Genomic DNA, 19548 nt, shown 5'->3' with positions numbered 1-19548 from the left:
GTAATGGAAAATCAACTATTTTTTTCAACTTTATAAATGATCTTAGGGTATTTTTTCTGTATATCTCCAGTTTTATGAATATTTTTAAATTTTACTAGTTTATAACCATTCTTTTCCAATATTTTTCTAACTTTTTTGGAATATTTTTTAGTAGTAAGTAGAAAAATAGTTTTATCATTATCTAATCCATCTCCAATTTTTTTCAGTAGCATTTGCTTACTTAAAATAGCTTTTTCACTTGCCCCTTTCGATTTTTCTGTAAGATATAAGTATGCATTTCCTCTTAGGTGTTCTGGTCCATATCTATTGATGATTTTTTGTCTATCTTTAACAGTTGTAATTATTATAGTATTATTGTGGTCTATAGATTTAATAAATGAATCATAATCCTCTGAAGCAATTAGGTTATTTTTTTGGTTATCTATGTAATATGTTGTAGCACAAGCAGAGGATAAGAGTAAAATTACTATTATTGGGATAAAAATTATTTTTTTGCTATATGTTTTGCTTAAAAGATATGTGAAAGATAACCATAATACACCAAAACATAAAAAAGTGTATCTTGCTAAAAAGTTTGGAACAATAAGATATGAAACTACAATTCCAATAATCAAGAATAAAATGAAAACTAAGATCCCCATAGCGAGAAAATCTTCTTTTTTTATTAAATTTTTTATTGAAAATTTTTTTGTCTTGGACTTTTTAGTTTCATTATTCTTATTTGTAGTGTAAATGTAGTACACTATTAAAACTAGAAAAGCAATTATCAGTAAAATTGATGATTTAGAAAATTCATGACTAGATGAAAAAATAAATGCTAGTGTATATTTTAAATAGTGTAATGAAGGGGGATCAATCCAACTTGCAGCACCATGTTGTATTTGGAATATTAAAGTAGGAATCCATGGTATAAAGCTAGCAGCTATGATAATTAAAGATAAAAACCATTTTTTAATTCCTTTTCTATTATAAATGCTTAACCAAATTAACAGTACTAAAAATATAGCAAATAATATTTCTACAGTAGTATATTGTGTATAAAGACTTAAGCTTGAAAATATTATTAGTAAAGCCCAATTTTTCCAATTTGAATTTTTTGTAATCTTGTAAGCATAAAAGAATGATAATGTTATAAATAAGAGTCCCCATGTGTACATTCTAATTTCTGTTCCATAAAACATGAAATTAGGTAAGGTTGCCATACATATTGAAAAAATACCTGCAAATAACCATCCAAATTCTTTTTTTAATTTAGTTAAACTAAATATTACTAATAATCCAATAGGAATCATTGAAGATATTTTTCCTACAATTATTGGATCAAAAGAAATTTTAAGAAAAGTTAAAACCTGAAATATTGAATAAACTATAAAATAGTACAATGGAGGATGAACATCAATAACAATCTGATTTATCATTTGATTAAATGGTAATGTAACAACTTTATATAGTGTAAAATGCGAATCCATTCCCATTGTTTTATTAAGATAAAAAAATACTGATATAAAAGCTATTATACTAATAATTGATAATCCAATTCCTAATAATTTATCGTATTCATATTTAATCTTCACAATATAACTCCAAATATTTTCATTTTTTTATCATTCTTTATTATAAATTTATTATATTTATTATAGTATAGTATAACTTATTATATTATAGATTATATTATAGATTATAATTTATTATTTCTTATTCATAATATTATTTATAAATATTATTTATAAATATTTATTAATAATTAGTGTCAAATTAAGAAAAAGTATAAATTTTGTATTGAAAAAAGTTTATTGATATACAGAATACAAAAGATTATTTCATGATTTTTATAAAAATCATTATTATAAAAATTTTTAACTTTACATAATGTTCAAATTTAGAAAAATTTATATATATTTAACTAGATACTTAATCTAATATTGAATTTAAGTGGATAAATAAATATAATTTAAGTGAATATTATAATTTATGAGGAAAATTCATGCAAAGTATTAAACATGCAGTTATAATCATGGCAGGCGTTGGGTCAAGACTAGGATTTAATACTACAAAAGGATTAGTAAAAGTAGGCGATAAAAGAATAATTGATTATCATTTAGATCGTTTAAAAGACATTCAAGACATTAGAATAGTAGTTGGATTTCAAGAAGAAAAAGTAATAGAACATGTGAAAAAAGTTAGAGAGGATATAACATTTATAAGAAATCCTGATTTTAGAACTACTTCTACAGCATATAGCGTATATTTAGCTGTTAAAGATCTTAAAGAACCTTATTTATTAATTCTTGGAGATATTATTTTCAATAAAAATGATTTTGAGAAATTCATTGAAAAATGCAATAATGAATCTCTTATTGGAGTGACAAAAGCTAAAACGGAAGATACTATTTTTGCAACGATAGATGAGTCTAAAAATATGGTTCAAGATTTTCAAAGAAATATTAAATCAAATTATGAGTTTGGAGGAATTTTATACCTTAAAGACATTTTAATTTCTGAAAATGATGGATATATTTTTGAAGCATTGAAAAAATATTTGCCCTTAAAGTGTCATATTGTTGATGCTTATGAAATAGATACAAAAAATGATTTAGAGCTAGCCATTAAAAATTTACATAAATTAGGGATCTGAATTAAATACATTATTAAATATAATATTAAAATGATATTAAATTCATTAGTAAATTTAGTATTTAATTAATATTAAATTCATTAGTAGATATATTATAAATAGAATATCAAATTAAACATTAATAAATACTTATTAATCAATAAAAATCTAATTTTTATAATAAATCATATATTCATTAACAATCTGTATGGAGGAGATGTAGTGATTTTTGCAGCTATTTTAGCAGGAGGAATTGGTAATAGAATGGGTAATACTAAAAAACCAAAACAATATTTACTCCTAGGTGAAAAACCAATTATTATCCATACCATTGAAAAATTTTTTGTAAATAACAAAATTGAAAAAATTGTAGTTCCTTGTAGTAATAATTGGGTAAATCATACCAATGATTTAATAAGACAGTATATTGGAGAAACTGAAAAAATTGTAGTAATTAAAGGAGGAAATACTCGAAATGAATCTATTATGCGAGCAGTTGATTATCTAGAAACTAACTACAGTATTGATGATAATAACAAGATTATAACTCATGATGCGGTTCGTCCTTTTATAAGTCATAGGATTTTAGAAGAAAATATTAAATATAGTAAAATACATGATGCCTGTGACACTGTAATTCCTGCAACAGACACTATTGTAAATAGCTCAAATGGCGAATTTATTGATTCAATTCCTAATAGAAACAAGTTATTCCAAGGTCAAACTCCTCAATCTTTTTCATTGAAAAAACTAAAAAAGTTATATAATGAACTTTCAGATGATGAAAAGGAAACTTTGACTGATGCTGCCAATATATTTATTAAAAAGGGAGAAAAAGTATTTTTAATTAATGGAGAGCCTTTAAATATTAAAATTACTTATACACATGATTTAAAACTAGCAAATGCGATATTAAAAGAGGATTTACTGTGATAAATACTATTTATCGCCTCAAATCACCTAAAATATTTGAGGAAAGTTTTGAAGAAATAAATGTCTCTAAGAATGAAGTTTTAATTAGACCTTATTACCTTTCTATTTGTAAAGCGGATCAAAGATATTATAGGGGGGAACGGGAAAATGCTATTTTAAATGAAAAACTACCTTTGGCTCTTGTACATGAAGGTATTGGAGAAGTTATCTATTCTAAAAGTAATGATTTTAAAAATGGTGATATTGTAGTCATGATTCCTAACATTTTATATGAAGAGGACAATATAATTGCAGGCAATTATTTATATTCTAGTAAATTCATGTCTAGTGATACAGATGGGTTTTTAAAAGAATATGTAGTTTTAAATGAAAATAGAATATTAAAAATTCCTAAAACATTTAATTTAGAGGTTTCATCTTTTATAGAACTTTTAAGTGTTGCTGTCCATGCAATTTCTAAATTTAAGCAATTTTCAAAAACAAAAAAAGAATCGATTGGAGTATGGGGTGATGGAAATATGGGGTATATTGTTTCATTGTTTTTAAGATTCTCCTTCCCAGATTCTTCTATTTATGTCTTTGGAAAAGATAAAGAAAAATCTAGTTTTTTTTCTTTTATTGACAAATTTTATTTAATTCACGAAATCCCTAAAAATTTAAAGGTGGATCATGGGTTTGAGTGTGTTGGTGGAGAAAAATCTCAATCTGCCATATCACAAATTATCAACTATACAAATCCTGAAGGTAGCTTAGCTTTATTGGGAGTTTCAGAGTATTCTATTAATATTGAAACAAGAAAAGTTTTAGAAAAAGGATTAGTTTTATATGGGATTAGTCGAAGTGAATATGATGACTTTAAAAATACAATAGCTATTTTAAAGAAATACCCTAAAATTATTTCTTACTTAGAAAATATCATATCATTAAAAATAGATATTAATGCTCTTGAAGATTTAAATCATGCTTTTGAGGAAGATTACCATTCTAGTTTTGGTAAAACAATCCTATCATGGAATATATAATAAGTAAGAATAAGAAATTATTAGTATATAGGAAAATATAATGATAAAATAATAACCTTAATATAAAATAATAATATTAATAATAAACTAATGATCTTAATAATAATTATAGTAATTAATAATAATTATGGTCTTAATACAAACGATTTGATTTAGATTAAAATGAGATGATAAGCTTGGAAGACATTGAAGTAAGTGTTATTGTGCCTTCATACAATAATGAAAATTCTATTGAAAGGTGTTTAAGTTCTATTATCGATCAAAATTTCTCATCATTTGAGATAATTTTTATCAATGATGGATCTACAGATAATACTCTTAAAATAGCCAATAAGCTACTTACTTTTTCAAAAATTAAGCATGAAATAATTAATCAAAAAAATTTAGGTGTTAGCTCTGCTAGAAATAATGGATTAAAAATAGCTAAAGGCAAATATATATGTTTTGTGGACGCTGACGATTACATTTCTGAAAATCATCTTAAAAAACTCCATGATTCTATTATTCATACTAATTCTGATTTCTCTTTTACAAAAATGATGAAAGTAGATGAGAAAGGTAATTATTTAATGAAAGGTAATGAATACAAAAATATATTAGGTATTTCACAAATGTCTTCTTGTGAATTTCTTAAATTAGAACTTTTAATGAAAATTCCTTTTAGTTTTTCTCAAATAATGTATAATCACGAGATTTTAAAAAATAATGAGATAATATTTAATGAAAATGAAGTTTATGGAGAAGACACAGAATTTTTCTTGAAAGCATCTGTTCATGGAAATTTCGCTTTAGTTGATGAATTTAGCTATTTTTACACACAATCAACCACCTCAACCACCTCAAATCTTTCTATTGAACGATTTAATTTTGTTAATATTTTAGAAAAAGTATCTGATTACTATTCTCTTCTTAATTTAGAAGAACTTTCTAATTTAATAATTACATCTAGGATTCCTAAAAGTATTTTTGGTAATCTTATGTATCTATTTTTTATAAATTATCCTTATGATGATTTGATAAGATATATGAATAAATTAAATTTATTTTCAAAACTTTCAAAATTTAAAATGGAAAGTTTAAATGATTTTAAATTTTATATCAAAATAAAATTTTTTTTATTAAGTCCAAAAATTTACCATACTTGCTGGAAAAAATTCAAGAACTCAATTTTTTAAAGAAAATAGGGCATTATAAAACAGTAAAATTCTTGACATTATCATAAAATTTATAATGATTTTTACAAAATTAATCCTCATTTGAAGCATGAAAAATAGAAACATAATAAGAAAATACCAAAATATAAATATTATGAGGAAAATATGAATAAAATAATTATAGAGTATAATAAAAAGCTCATGAAATTTCTTTTAAAGTTACACTAAATTAAAACAAATTCAAACAGAACATGAAAAAATTAATTGATAAAAAAAAGAATAAAAACAAAAAACCATTTAAATGCAAAAATACTTTACGAACTACTGATTATATAAAAGTGTGCTCTTTTGAAAGCTCAAAAAGACTTTAAATATCTTTGCATTCAAAGATTTTTTAAAAAAATTTAATTTAATTAGTAATTTATATATAGTATAAATATCATAATTATAATATAAATGGCATAGTTATAATAAATACAAACTTTTAAAAAAAGTTTGATCAAAAGCAATTTAAACATTATAGTCTTATAATTTTTAGGAGGTGATTTGGTGGAAGATATTAGGGGAAGACTCTCTTTAGGAATAGCTGAATTCGATACCTTAATAGAAAAAAATAAGATTTATGTTGATAAAACAAAGTTTATAGCAAAGATGATAGATTATGGTGAGACTTATTATTTTCTTTCTCGCCCAAGACGATTTGGTAAAACATTATTTGTTTCAACATTAGAAAATTTTTTTAAAGGAAAGAAAGAATTATTTAAAGATACTTATATTTATAATAAATTTAATACTTGGGAGTGGAAGAAATATCCAGTTATAAGAATATCCATGAAACAAGTGTCAAATGAAAGTCCCGATGACTTCAAAAAGGATCTTTTAAGGTTGATTGAAAAGATTGGTGCAGATAACAATTTAGATTTAATTGAAGATGCTTCTTATGTGCTTAAATTCTCCCAATTAATTGAAAAATTATCTAAAAAGAATAAAAACAAGGTTGTTGTTTTAATTGATGAATATGATGCACCTATAATTAAAAATATTAGTAGTTTAAAAATAGCTGATAAAAATAGGGAAATACTTCAAGAATTTTATAATGTTTTAAAGATAAGTGAAAAATATTTAGAATTTGTTTTTTTCACAGGTATTACTAAGTTTACAAAAACCTCAATATTTTCAACAATAAATAACCTAACAGAACTTACTTTAGATAATGATTATTCAACTATTTGTGGTATAACTCATCAAGAATTAGAAACTTATTATCATAACCATATTCAAGCCATTTCAAATGAAAATAATGAATCATATGAAAATGTATTAGATAAAGTTAATCATTTCTATGATGGTTATAGTTGGGACGGGATAAATAGACTTTTTAATCCTTATTCCACTCTTAGGGCTTTATCTCAAAAGGAATTTTCAAGTTTTTGGTATGGCACTGGAACACCATCATTTTTAGCTGAAATATTTAAACATAAAAAAATTTCAACAGATTATACCTCAAAAACATCTTTAAAAGCAACAGATTTAGATGCTATTGATTTATTAAACATTAAAGAAACAGCTTTACTTTTTCAAACTGGTTATTTAACAATAGATAAAGAATTTATTAAAAATGATCTTGTTTATTTTTCTCTTAAAATACCTAACTTTGAGGTAGAACAAGCTTACAAAGATAATCTTACAAATATGTATATAGATGAACTTAAAGAGGAATTTAATATCCTTGAAAAAGATATGTGGGATTGGATTAAAAACAAAGAATGTGACAAACTAGCTAAAAAATTAAGAATAAAATTTGCACGATTACCTCTTAACCTTAAATTAAGTGAACAGAATCCTGAAAAGTGGAAATTATATTCTGCAATTTTCTTAGCATGGTTAGATGAAATGGGCATGGAAATGAATGGAGAAAAAACTATAAGCCATGGAATAATTGATGGGGTTTTAGTAGAAAATGATGATCATGTAGCCATAATTGAAATTAAATACACAGAAAATGAAAATAAATCATTAGATTCTTTAATTAATGAGAGTTTCAAACAAATATATGATAAAGAATATTATTTACCCTTTGAAGACAGCAATGTTTCATTAATTGCCCTAGCATTTAAAGATAGACCAATTAAAAATGGAACAATAACAGATGTAAAATGTAAAATAAAATCTTGGGAAAGAAAAAACTAAATATGTAAATATAAAAGAGCTATCTAATGTGCATGAGCATTAATTTATAAGTTTTCTTTTAGCCATTAAACCAAGAATATTATTGTTATTATTTTCTGCAATTTCTTTTAAGAATGTTTGATTAGATATTTTTTCAAGAGCTAAAATGCGAATAAGTACTTCCACATGATTTTCAGCTATTTTTCTTAGAATTTCTTCATCTGAAATTTCACCTATATTCTCTCTATTGATTTGGAATAAATTAAAATCATCTTCAAAATCATTTAAATGTTTTTCATTATTTATTTTTAATGAATTTCCCTTATTATTTAAATCCTCTTCAAATAAATCTTTATCACTTTCTCTATAGATTTCTAAATCATTTTTAGAATAACCAAATAAATCTAAAAGCTTATAAGATTTGTTAATTAGATATTTTGTTGAACCATGTGAATCAAGGTAAATATCTGTTCCTGAAATTAACTTTGGGCTTCTTAATGGCTCAGGGTCTTTAGAAAAATATGGATTTGATCTACCATGAAATTCTAATACTTTATTGAATTCAGGTTCATGTTTTTCATATAGAATAGTTGACAGTTTAATAAATAAATCTCTAGAAAACCTTGTTTTATATATATCATTTAAAAATTTAAATCCATAAACAGATTCTTTAGGTTTTCTTATAACATTAAAATCTTCATGGTTTTTGTTTAATTTTTCTTCATTTTTTAAGTTATCTGTTCTTTCATTATTAGAATTTATAGAGTTGTTATTAGTTTCTATAGAAATATTTTCATTTTGTACTAAGTTTATATCATCTTCTTGAAAAATTTCTAAATCCTCTTTAGAATATCCAAATAAATTTATTATTTTATATGAAAATCTAATAATATCATTAGTTCCTCTGTTTGTTTCTACATAAATATCCGTTCCAAGAATTAACTTCCCAGCTATTAATTCCTGAGGACTTCTGCTAAAATAAGGTTTATTTCTTCCATGTAAATTAGATATTTTATAAAAATCAACACTATGTTTTTCATATAAAATAGCTAATAAAATAGTTAGTAATTTTTTTGAATGACTAGTATTATATTCTTCATCTAAAAATTTAAATGAAACTATTTTATTAGATTTAGAAACAGTATGTTTTTCTTCAATAAATTTATATGTTTTAGCTATTTTTTCTTCTTTTTCACCAGTTATAAGATTATCTGTAGGTATTTTAGATAATTTTTTATCTTCTATTAGCGAATCATCAACTTTTTGGATTTTTTTATCTACATTATAGTTATGATTTTCTTTTAAATCTGTATCCTTATTAATTGATTCAATATTTTTATTTTGAAGTAATTCATTATCACTTTCTCTAAAATTATTATCATAAACTTCATTGTTAGAATAAAAATCCGATAATTGATTAAGTCTAATCTTTAAGTCATTATAATTTTTTCTTATAGTAATTACACTAATATTTACTAATTTAGAAAATTCTTCTTGAGTTATATTAATATTAGATTCTTTTAATGCATAAAATAAACAAACCATAGCCAAAACATATGGATTTTTACCTGAAATTTCATTTTTATCTAAACTATTAATAAGATTTTCAGTTTTAATTTTTATTTCTTCTGATAATTCTAATTTTTTAATTATTCTTGGCAAGTAATCTGTGCTTTTAGTTAATGGTATGTTTATATTTAAAATTTTAGCTAATTCTTTTGATGTTTTTGAAATTAAATTTTTATCAATTTGAGAGACATCAGATAATTCATTTAAATAAACAGGGTCTGAATTTAATTTATTTACTATATTTATTAAAGCAATTAAAATTTCTTGAATACTTCTTCCCCTTGTTGATTCTAATTCAATTAATTCTAAATAAAAAGATAAAATTAAGTCATTGTATTCTGTTTTTAAATTTAAATTTTGAGAAATTTCCTTTAATTCTGATAAAAATGTTTTTATACTTCTTACTCTTGCTGGAGTTAATATATTTTCTTTTTTTAAATTATATATCTTAAAAGCTATTTTATCAGAGAGTTCAATATAATTAAATCTATTTTTGATTTTAGTTAAATTCAATTGATTATAATTCTTTTCTTCTATTAATGTTTTATTTAAATCCTTTTCTATAGATTCTTCTTTTTCTAAGATATTGTTTTCATAAAAAGTTAATTTATAGTTGCCATTACCAATGAACTCAATTAGTCCTAAATCTCTAAGTTGTTGTAGAGTTTGTCTTATTTTTGGTTCTATTTTTGAATTATTTGGATATTTATTTTGGAAGTCTGATTTACTTTCATATAAATCATTTAAAGTGAATGTTTCTTGATTTAATTCATTAATTTTTCTAAAAATTGTCTTTTTCCAACCATAGAGACTGTTTTCTTTAGTTTTTAAGTGTAAGTGTAAGTTAATATCATTTTCTTTTGGTTCAATCTTATCAACATCTTTATCAAAATCAGTTAATATTATTTGAGCATCATTTTGTATATCTTCTTTTTCGTCAAAAGAATAATTTAATTTATTAGTTTCTAAAATCCAATTTATCCATTGAGAAACAGTAGATGATCGTCTTAATAATGTAATTTCAGACAATATTATATTCAATTCTTTCATAAAATTCATAATAATATAATTTTTAGGAATAGTATTATGTTTGACATAGTATTCCATTGTTTTATTAAAAATAGGGTGTTGTAAAATTAATTTTGATAAATATAAATCACGGATATTTTTTTCTAAATTAAAAATTTCCTTTCCGTTTTCACTCAATACATATTTTTCACTTTTAGATAAATAATTATTTGAAATTTTAATCAAATTTAAATAAATAGCTGCACCCACATAATATTTTACTTGTCTAAAACCAAAAGAAAAAGCTTCTTTAATTGTTTCGTCAGTCATTGATCTTTCTTTTATATTTTCACAAAGTTTAACAATTTTATCAAAATCGTTTGCCTGAGGAATAGAGTTTTCGTCATGAATTATTGTTATAGAATCAAAAAATTCTTCTAAAAAAATATAAAATGGCTCATTTAATGATTTGTTATTATAAAAAGCCTTTTTGATTTGAGAAATTTCAGAGTTGATATTGATTTGAATTTTATTGTGATCATTAATGGAATAATACTTTTCTTCATCTTTTTTATCTATATTAGCTATTTCATCATCAGATGTATTGTTAATTTCATCTAGTTCTTCATATTTTTTATTTTTTAAGAAATCCAAATAATAAATAATTATTTCTTTAGCTATTCCTCCTGTCATTCTAGTATAATTCAAGAAAGATTTATCTATAGTAGCTATTCTGTTTCGTAAATTTTGATTTATAATGTCTATTTCGTTGTTTATATTATTTAAATCAAATTCAAAAAGGTCATGATAAAAAGAAGATTTGTATTTGTTATTTACTTCAGTAATCTTAAATTCAGCATCATTTTTAAACCAATTTTTATGATTTAAAGGTGCTATTTTTTCATACCAAATACAAAATTTAGTTTTTAACGAAAGATCGATTTTAGGTTCTTTTTCCTTAATTTTAGATTGAACTTCAGAAAATGAAAGTTCTCGAATAAAATAATGACCATTTTCAAAAACACATTCATACTCTTTAGAATCATCAGAAAGTTTCATTAATTCGATTAATTTTTCACAATCCTCTTTATCCGACATTTTTCACCAAAATTGTTAAATTTTCAATATTTTCTTTTTCATTCATTAAAACGCCTAACTTAAACAGTTTTGATGATTTTATGAAATTCAGCAGGATTCCATGCATCTTTAATATACTTTTTTGCAGATTCATAATCACTGGATCTATATTTTTTAGCTATATCCAAAGGAATCTTTTTATTTTCTGATTTTCTTGAGTAATATTTTGTACCTAATCGAATACAAATATTATGTGAGCGGATATTTCTTCTATACAATCTTATTTCTTCATCACTCCATTTAGGGTGAATATAATAATCCTTATTGGACTGACTTTTTCTTTTATGAGAATTATAGTTATCTAAAATACTATCTAAAGGACGATATCTGCAATCAGAAATTTGAACTCCGAACTTCCATGCCTCGACTCTCTTTTTCTCCATTTCTTCATAATTAATATCAAAATTATATAAAACAAAGACAGAAATTTCACTTTCTTTATATCCTGATGCTACTAAAATATCTAACTGTTTTTTTATTTCATTCTTATCAGACAATGGGCCATCCCAAGCTATTTTTGGGTTTTTAAATCCTGCTTCTTTAAGTAATTTTCCTAAAAATGGTTTTTTTTCAAGAATTCTACCGTCAAAACCTGATTGGGATTCACAATAGCTAATAGTTCGTGACTTTTTAAGCTCTATTAATTCATTTAACACATTTTTAATATATCTATTAGCTAATAAATTATTATCATAGAATATTATCTTCTTTTTTATTATTTCATCTTTTATTGATTTTTTAGAAGTAAACTTAGGCTCTATTTCGTAAACTCCACAAGCCTCACATCTACGAATACAACCTCGAGTAGTGTGGATGATTTGATAATCTACATTAACTAAATCGTAGTCTGGAATTAATTTTTCAGCTTCATCAATAACTCCACATTGAACATAATCACATCCAGTATTTTGCTTACAATCTTCAGGCATTAAAGAAGCATAAATTCCTCCTACAACTATAGGAACATCAAAATTATGTTTGCAATATTCAACAGTTTCTTTAACAAAACTTGACCAATAAGTGAATAATGAAGTTACAAAAGTAATATCTGGTTTGAAATTTTGAGTTTCGGTAATTAAATCTTCATCGTAACGAATCAACTTTACTTCAATATCTAAAGTTTTTAAATAGGAAGCTATTTTTAGTAAACCTATGGGTAAAAAGTCCTGATGGTTCCTGCTTTTATTAGCAATTGGAAAGTTAGGTTCTACAAGAAGAGCTTTTTTAACTTTGCATTTATTCATCAAGTTTTTTAGAATCATAATATTCAATCATTTCTATTTCCATATCCTCTAAAATATCATTCCCTTTAGAGATAATTTCAGATTGTAAAATTCCTAGCCCACCTTTAGCATATTTTTCTGAAATTGGAAAATACTCATTTTCATCAACTAAAATCTCCATTGATCCAGTATCTTCAACTGCAATCGCCATCATTATATATTTTAGGGGTTTAGAATTTATTGTAGATTCTCTTATTCTTCCAACATTGCCTTGTCCAAAATTTCCTTGAATATTATTTTTTTTACCATAAATTACAGATAAAGAAAATAAATCAATATTCTGTTTATTTTTATCAAAAACTTTTTGAGTCTTTAACTTATTATAAATTTCATTATCTTCATCATCATACATTATTCTTCTACTTTCCGCCATATTGAATCACCTTAGATTCTTTACCTTCTTCAGAATTATTCCATTCTATAATATATTCCTTTCCAACATGATCATATAAAATATCCCTAAAATCGTCAGTATATTCAGTTCCTGTAACTAATAGAACAGTTTGGTTGTTTTGGACAAATTCAGGTAAAAATTTAGCAATATTTTGTCTTATGTCCTTATCAAGAGTTCCTAATGGTGTATCCATAATAATAGGCAAATCAAAACCAGCAATATTATGAAGTGCTGACATAAAACATAAACCCAAACATAATTTTTCTCCATCAGATAGATCAGAAGGGTTTTCTATTTCTCCAATTTTATTAATAATTGACACATTATAATTATCATCTATTTTAATATCAATAAATTCATCTTTTTTCCATTGAATTTTGATGAATTTTTCTTTAGTGAAGGATTCAACTTTATTATGAATATGTTCGGATAATTGGTTATGTATATTATTAACTGCATTTTTAGAATTTTCAACGAAATTAATTTTCTCATCAAGCTTTTGGACTTCAATTCTATCTTTAGCTTCCTGATTTTTCTTTTGATTCCAAAATTTTATATCTTCATTAATCCTTTCTATTTCTTTATCTACAGAACCAATTTTTATATTGTTATTTTTTCGGATATTGTATAATGATTCTTTTTCTTCTTGAAGTTTTTGGATTTTTTCAATTGGATTAGATTTCAATTTGGATTGAATATTCTGACTTCTTTTAAGTTTTTTATCTAAAGTTTCATTTTTCTCATTAACCTCCATTTTAATCTTTTTTATTTTAGGTTTAAATTTTTTAACTTCTAAAATCAAATTTTTAATTTCATTTGTAGCTATAGCTAACTTTTCTGATTCATTTGTATATCTAGGTGTTTTATTATATAATATTTCTAAATTTTCTTTAAGGTTTTGATGTTTTTCCAAATCCACTCCACAAATACATTTTCCATCAGTTAGTAAATCTTCTAAAAAACTCTTTTTATACTTTGCAGGAATAAATTTTTTTGTATTTGCATCTTTAGATATTTCTAAAAAATTTTGTAATAAGTCATAAGAAAACAAAAGAGGATAAGTTTCAAGTATAAGCTTTTTTCTTTCAGATTCTAATTCATTAATTTCTTTACCCAACTTTTCTATATCTTCTTGTAAATTTAAATCTTCTTTAACTAAATTTAAAACTTTACCCGAATTTATATCCAATAACTCATTGTCAATTTTTTTAAGCCTTTTATCTACTTCACTTACAGTTCGATTAGCTTCTTCTAATTCAATTAATTTATTATTTTTTAACTTTTGCTTCTCAGATAATTTTGTGCTTGCTTCACCTAAAGTCGGAGCAATTTTTTTTAAAGTTTTGTTATAGTGTGCTATTAATTTATCCAAATGATTACCCATTTCTAAAATTAAATTAAGTTGTGAAAGCTCAAAAATAGAATCTTTAATTTTTTTAGAAGAACTATCTGAAAAATATTTGGTTAATAATGCTCCATCAAAAAAGAAATATTCTTCAATTTCTTTTGGAATTTTTCTTTCTATAATATATGCATCTTGAGCACTTATTTTTACATCATTTTCATCTTGTTCAAAAACTTCGAATTCTAAGCCCGAATCTTTTCTTAATTCTCCTTGATATTTATGGAAGTTTTGACTTCGTTTGAATATTAAAATTTTATTATCATCATCAAACTCCATCTCAACCGATACTGTGATTGTTTGATTATTTTCAGCTAAAAAAGCCGATTTATTATTACAAATATTTAGTGTAGATTTATCTCCATAATCATGAATCTCATTACCATATAAACACCAACTTAATGCATTGAGAAGAGTAGTCTTTCCAGTTCCATTATTTCCCCTTATTACAGTGAAACTTCGATCTTTTTCTCTAGCAAAATCGATTTCTACATCCCTATATTGTCGAAAATTATATATTTTTACTGTTTTTAATTTCACTCAAATCACTTAACAAACCTTTCTATAATATTATCATAATCTTTAATAAAAAAAGGATATTTAGTTTTATATCTTTGTGCTTCTAAAATCACACAAGCAATTAAATACTGTTTTAAATCTTCATCAAAATCGCTATTTCTTATGTATCCTATTAGTTCAGGGTTTAATTTTAAAACCATCTAATCACCCATATATCTTTTTAATGTATTTAAACACTCCATAGAATTCTTTGCATTTACAGCAAATTCTCTGTATCTTCGTGCTTCTCTTTCTACTCTTTTTTTAGTAGATTCGTTGTAATTATTAGGAAAAACTAACATGTCATAGATATTTGCTTCTTTTTTTCCTGGAAAATGTCTTAGGATTCTTCCTCTTCTTTGGACATGTTCTCTTGGGTTAGAAGTACTTGACATTATAATAGCTGTCCTTGCTGAAGGAATGTCTACTCCTTCATCTAAACATTTCATAGCTACAAGAGCTCTATAATTTCCATTTTCAAAGTTTTTAATTAAATATTCTCTTTCAGTTAGTCCTCCATATTTTTCTTGCTTAGTAACTTTTTCCATAAATGTAAATTTATGCTGTGAAATATTTTTATCATTTAGTATTTTTTGAACAGTTTCAAGCTGCTGTGGGGATGAAAAGACAATTAAATCTTTAATATCTGGATTTTCATCTAAAATTTCAATTAATTTATCATATTTAGCTTCTGCATTATTTATAATATTTTTTCTTTTCATACAAAGTGTAGTTAATTTATCTTTGTCTTTTTTCTTCTTTGAATTAAGAAGATTAGCTATTTTTGCACTATAATAATTATATGATTCCAGTTCTTCTTGATTTAAATCAACAACAACAGGATGATAAACATAAGGAGTTAAATAAAACTCACCAGTATCAGGATTGATTATGTTTAACGCATCACCAATGTCAAATGTGAAAACAACACCACTAAAATAATTCATTAAAGCATTGGTGCCTTCATCATCAAACCATCTTTCAGGTGTAGCACTTAAACCTAATCTATAATCATAATCTTCTAAAAGAGATTTCAATCTTGATTGTGAACCAATTCCATGAACTTCATCAACAATTAAGAGTTTTTTAGCTTTGAATTTTAAAATTGAATCAATAAATGTATCTAATGATAATGAGTCATGGGAAGTTACTATAACTAATTTTTTTTCAATCCCTAAAATAAAGTTACTTAAGGTATTTTTAATTTCCTTTTTCCATTTATGATTTTTACTTGAAGCAACTATTATTTTTCCATGATAAAATTTATTTAAATCTTTAATCCATTGATCAGATAAATGTAATTGTGGAACAGCTATTATAGTAAGCAAATCATCTTCTTCATCATAGACTTTTTTAAAACAACTTAAAGCAGTTATAGTTTTACCAGTTCCAGTAGCCATTTCAAATATGCCTCTTTTACCATTTTCAAACCATTTTTCAATAGCTTCTTCCTGATAGTCACGTAATTTAATTTCTGGTTCTTTTGGTCTTTCAATTAATGTACCTATTTCTTCATATCCCATATCCTCATCTGATCCTGGTAAATTAAATCCTTCAAAATTTTTTGGAGCTATTTCTATTATTTTATTTTTAATAGCTTTTGGAAGATTTATTACCTTAGTTTTTTTATTTTCATTGTTCCAGTAATCTAAAAAATCATTTTTATCTTGTTGAAACCAATCTTTGCCATTATCCCAGTTTTTAAAAACTTTGAATTCTTCAACATTGTGGATTAATCCAGTTTCAGTTTCATTATTAGATCCTGAGAAAGCTATTCCATTTCCATCATTATCTTCTAATATTCCAGTTTTTTGATGAAACATTCCTGCTTTGCTATCAACAATAGCTAATTTTATTTCAAGGTTTCCTTTAACTAGCATCCAACCTAAGGCACCTACATGGTCTTTAGTAAATTTATCTTCAATATCATCTAAAGAATCTATTAAATAGCTTTCTAAAATTTGTTCTGGATCTTCATTAAATTCTTCTATTTTTTTAATATCTTCTTTTTGAAGTTTGACAGAACAAATCAACTGCATTTTTCCATTATTTTTAATGAATTCTTCCATTCCTCTTGCTACAGCTTTTAAAACTGATGAAGAGAAAAAACCTGATAAACGATAGTATTTAGTTGAATTTGAAAGAGTGGGAATGTAAAAATCTTTGATCATATTATCATATGACGAGTCATATTTAATTTTTAAATTAAGATCTTTTAAAGTCATATTATCCTCTGATCATTTGTAAGAAAAGTTTTTTAAAATCATATAAATAAGTTATTTTCTCTTTATAATAAATATATATGCTTAATATTCTATTTAAATGTTTATTTAAATGTTTATTATAAAAAAAATATCTAAGTTAATTAAATAGCTATTTTAAGTGTTTTTTTACTATTTAAAGAATATTTATTTAGATCTAAAAAAATTAAAAAAAGTATATGTTTTAAATAAAAAACTGATCTTGTTTAAGAAATATTTTGTAAAAAGAGATCCAAATTATTGTAATTTAAAATAATGAATTAATTTTGAAAAAATTATAGTGAAAGACAAAAATTTTTTAAATAATGTGATTTATATTTGTATTTTTAATTTTACGAGTTTTTTGTCGTGTAAATGTGGAAATAATGTCTAAATAGTTCTTTTAAGTAAGTATCATTTTCGATATATTTTGTGGATAATTTATGCTTTACAGAGTACCATACTCTTTCTATGGGGTTTATATCTGAAGAGTATTTTTCTAAAAATACTAATTTAATGTTTAGTATTTTTGCAACTTTTTTAGTGAGAATGGCTCTATGAATTTTTGCATTGTCTAAAACTATCACTATTCTTTTTTCTTCTTTGAAATTTTTAACCCAGTCTTCTTTTGTTAAGTTAGAAACAAAGTTATGTAAATTAGATTTTTCGCTCTGTTTCTTTTTTTCTTTCATTTTTTTGATATTTAAGTAGTTTTCTGTCATCAATTTCTTTTTCTGTGTTGTTTAAATCTATTAATTCATCGAGTTTTCCTGCTTTTTCGTATTCTTCAAATAAATTAGTGATTTCTTCGTTAGCTAAGTTATTGATTGTGTGGTTTAATGTTTGTCTTTTTTGTTCTATTATTTGTTTTTTAACATCTGCTTTTTTAATATCTTGTTTTCTAATTTTTTTATTTCTAATATTTTTAAGAATTTCTTCATGATAGTTTACTAAAAGTTGTAATTGGGCAGCTGTTTCTTTTTTTTCCATATTATAAATGCGGATTTCACAAAGGAATGTTATTATATCAAATGTTTTTGAAGTGGATTTGAATTTTATTATGGAGTTTCCGATTTTAGTTTGAAATCCAAAGCCATTTAATGGGAGATATTCACCATTTCTTATAGTAATATTTTTTGTTCCTTTTTTTATAGTATGTTTTCCTTGAATAGCATTTATTTGAATATCCTACTTCATCTAAGTAACCTAATATGTCTTTTTCAGAATCTATGTCTTCTAAGTTTTTTTTAGCTCTTTATCAGCATTATCAGGCTTTTGTGAAAATATTTGATAAGCTTTACCATAGTTATATCCTCCGCTTTCAACAATCCTACAAACATGTCTTATGGAGTAATCGATGTTGTATCTATTTTTAATGATTGAATGAGCTCTTTGAGGTGTTAAATTATCCTCATTTTCAATTATTTTAAAAAATTCTTCTTTATCTTCCTCTGACATCTTGGAAGGTCTACCGACCTTTTCATAATTAGGACTTAATCCAGCTAAACCTTTTTCATTGTAGTTATCTAACCATCTATGTCCTGTAGGTTCACTTATTTGTAAAAAATCACAAGCATCAGAAACCTTATAACCTTTCTTAACAGCTCTAATAAAAATTAGCTTTTGAAACAATTTACAATTCTTTTTATTATTCTTTATAATTTCTTCTAACTCATCATCAGACAAAAAATCCGCAACTTTCTTTTGAACCATATTAACCATAAAAAAACAGCTCCATATATTATATAAATATATAAAACTTATTACTTATAAAAATTTTGTCTAACACTATAATAGAAAAACAATATATAATTAGATACCTATTTTTTAGCATATATTTATCTATCCAATTTTTGGTAAAATGTTTTTAATCAACTAATTTATATTATAAATTAATTAATTCATTTTAAAAAATTTAATATGAGAAATAGAATTTTTATCTAATGTGTTTTTAATAGTTATCCCTACTGCTTTAAGAAAAAAATGTGTTAAAAAATAAGTATAATGCTATAATATCTTTGATTATTATTTATTTTTGATTTAATCCCTTGTCATTATTTATAAC

General features: G+C 24.0%; 15 protein-coding genes. 5 read left to right on the top strand and 10 right to left on the bottom strand.

The features are described from left to right. Window positions 1-11: 11 nt before the first annotated feature. Complete coding sequence (locus MBCUR_RS04425; protein ID WP_067090705.1) at window positions 12-1574, bottom strand: glycosyltransferase family 39 protein; 1563 nt, start codon at window positions 1572-1574, stop codon at window positions 12-14. 410 nt (window positions 1575-1984) lie between these two features. Here MBCUR_RS04425 and MBCUR_RS04420 point away from each other — a divergent pair, with 410 nt between their 5' ends. The 5 genes from MBCUR_RS04420 (at window position 1985) to MBCUR_RS04400 (ending at window position 7913) form a co-directional block, all read left to right on the top strand. Continuing rightward, window positions 1985-2635: an NTP transferase domain-containing protein gene (locus tag MBCUR_RS04420; protein WP_067090702.1), complete on the top strand. Its 651-nt coding sequence runs from the start codon at window positions 1985-1987 to the stop codon at window positions 2633-2635. A 201-nt stretch (window positions 2636-2836) separates the two neighbouring features. Then, the gene (locus tag MBCUR_RS04415) at window positions 2837-3547 is read left to right on the top strand and encodes an IspD/TarI family cytidylyltransferase (protein WP_067090700.1); all 711 of its coding nucleotides are present in this window, start codon (window positions 2837-2839) and stop codon (window positions 3545-3547) included. After that, on the top strand, window positions 3544-4569 hold the full coding sequence (locus MBCUR_RS04410) for an alcohol dehydrogenase catalytic domain-containing protein (protein WP_067090697.1): 1026 nt from the start codon (window positions 3544-3546) through the stop codon (window positions 4567-4569). Before MBCUR_RS04415 ends, MBCUR_RS04410 begins: the two co-directional genes overlap by 4 nt. 176 nt (window positions 4570-4745) lie before the next feature. Beyond that, entirely contained in the window at window positions 4746-5744 is a 999-nt protein-coding gene (locus MBCUR_RS04405; protein WP_067090696.1) for a glycosyltransferase family 2 protein, read from the top strand. A 528-nt stretch (window positions 5745-6272) separates the two neighbouring features. Continuing rightward, a complete protein-coding gene (locus MBCUR_RS04400; protein ID WP_067090693.1) occupies window positions 6273-7913 on the top strand; it encodes an ATP-binding protein in 1641 nt (546 codons plus the stop codon). A 39-nt stretch (window positions 7914-7952) separates the two neighbouring features. On the opposite strand, the gene MBCUR_RS04395 is transcribed toward MBCUR_RS04400, so the two are convergent. The 9 genes from MBCUR_RS04395 to MBCUR_RS04360 form a co-directional block, all read right to left on the bottom strand. Beyond that, window positions 7953-11567 carry a DUF7226 domain-containing protein gene (locus MBCUR_RS04395; RefSeq protein ID WP_067090691.1) on the bottom strand — a complete coding sequence of 1205 codons (3615 nt, stop codon included), beginning with the start codon at window positions 11565-11567 and terminating at the stop codon, window positions 7953-7955. A 59-nt stretch (window positions 11568-11626) separates the two neighbouring features. Then, window positions 11627-12850 carry a cobalamin-dependent protein gene (locus tag MBCUR_RS04390; protein ID WP_245637287.1) on the bottom strand — a complete coding sequence of 408 codons (1224 nt, stop codon included), beginning with the start codon at window positions 12848-12850 and terminating at the stop codon, window positions 11627-11629. Then, entirely contained in the window at window positions 12843-13262 is a 420-nt protein-coding gene (locus tag MBCUR_RS04385) for a hypothetical protein (RefSeq protein ID WP_067090685.1), read from the bottom strand. Before MBCUR_RS04385 ends, MBCUR_RS04390 begins: the two co-directional genes overlap by 8 nt. Then, a complete protein-coding gene (locus MBCUR_RS04380) occupies window positions 13249-15225 on the bottom strand; it encodes an AAA family ATPase (RefSeq protein ID WP_067090683.1) in 1977 nt (658 codons plus the stop codon). Before MBCUR_RS04380 ends, MBCUR_RS04385 begins: the two co-directional genes overlap by 14 nt. A 5-nt stretch (window positions 15226-15230) precedes the next feature. Continuing rightward, window positions 15231-15404, bottom strand: coding sequence for a hypothetical protein (locus MBCUR_RS10325; RefSeq protein WP_157077672.1), 174 nt, complete (start codon window positions 15402-15404; stop codon window positions 15231-15233). Continuing rightward, window positions 15405-17468 carry a DEAD/DEAH box helicase family protein gene (locus tag MBCUR_RS04375; RefSeq protein ID WP_067090681.1) on the bottom strand — a complete coding sequence of 688 codons (2064 nt, stop codon included), beginning with the start codon at window positions 17466-17468 and terminating at the stop codon, window positions 15405-15407. 368 nt (window positions 17469-17836) lie between these two features. After that, complete coding sequence (locus MBCUR_RS04370) at window positions 17837-18205, bottom strand: transposase (protein WP_084269488.1); 369 nt, start codon at window positions 18203-18205, stop codon at window positions 17837-17839. Beyond that, a complete protein-coding gene (locus MBCUR_RS04365; RefSeq protein ID WP_067090674.1) occupies window positions 18141-18473 on the bottom strand; it encodes a hypothetical protein in 333 nt (110 codons plus the stop codon). The genes MBCUR_RS04370 and MBCUR_RS04365 overlap by 65 nt, the downstream gene beginning before the upstream one ends. A gap of 246 nt (window positions 18474-18719) precedes the next feature. Next, entirely contained in the window at window positions 18720-19205 is a 486-nt protein-coding gene (locus MBCUR_RS04360) for a helix-turn-helix domain-containing protein (protein WP_067090671.1), read from the bottom strand. Window positions 19206-19548: the final 343 nt, after the last annotated feature.

Source organism: Methanobrevibacter curvatus (genome assembly GCF_001639295.1).
Classification (GTDB): Archaea; Methanobacteriota; Methanobacteria; order Methanobacteriales; family Methanobacteriaceae; genus Methanoflexus; species Methanoflexus curvatus.
Note: the sequence above shows the minus strand (reverse complement) of the source record. Positions and strands in the feature narration are given on the sequence as shown.

Coding starts and splice junctions, on each gene's coding strand:
- MBCUR_RS04395 (WP_067090691.1), bottom strand. CDS start 11,567: ATGTCGGATAAAGAGGATTGTGAAAAATTAATCGAATTAATGAAACTT.
- MBCUR_RS04370 (WP_084269488.1), bottom strand. CDS start 18,205: ATGACAGAAAACTACTTAAATATCAAAAAAATGAAAGAAAAAAAGAAA.
- MBCUR_RS04375 (WP_067090681.1), bottom strand. CDS start 17,468: ATGACTTTAAAAGATCTTAATTTAAAAATTAAATATGACTCGTCATAT.
- MBCUR_RS04390 (WP_245637287.1), bottom strand. CDS start 12,850: ATGAATAAATGCAAAGTTAAAAAAGCTCTTCTTGTAGAACCTAACTTT.
- MBCUR_RS04420 (WP_067090702.1), top strand. CDS start 1,985: ATGCAAAGTATTAAACATGCAGTTATAATCATGGCAGGCGTTGGGTCA.
- MBCUR_RS10325 (WP_157077672.1), bottom strand. CDS start 15,404: ATGGTTTTAAAATTAAACCCTGAACTAATAGGATACATAAGAAATAGC.
- MBCUR_RS04365 (WP_067090674.1), bottom strand. CDS start 18,473: ATGGAAAAAAAAGAAACAGCTGCCCAATTACAACTTTTAGTAAACTAT.
- MBCUR_RS04360 (WP_067090671.1), bottom strand. CDS start 19,205: ATGGTTAATATGGTTCAAAAGAAAGTTGCGGATTTTTTGTCTGATGAT.
- MBCUR_RS04385 (WP_067090685.1), bottom strand. CDS start 13,262: ATGGCGGAAAGTAGAAGAATAATGTATGATGATGAAGATAATGAAATT.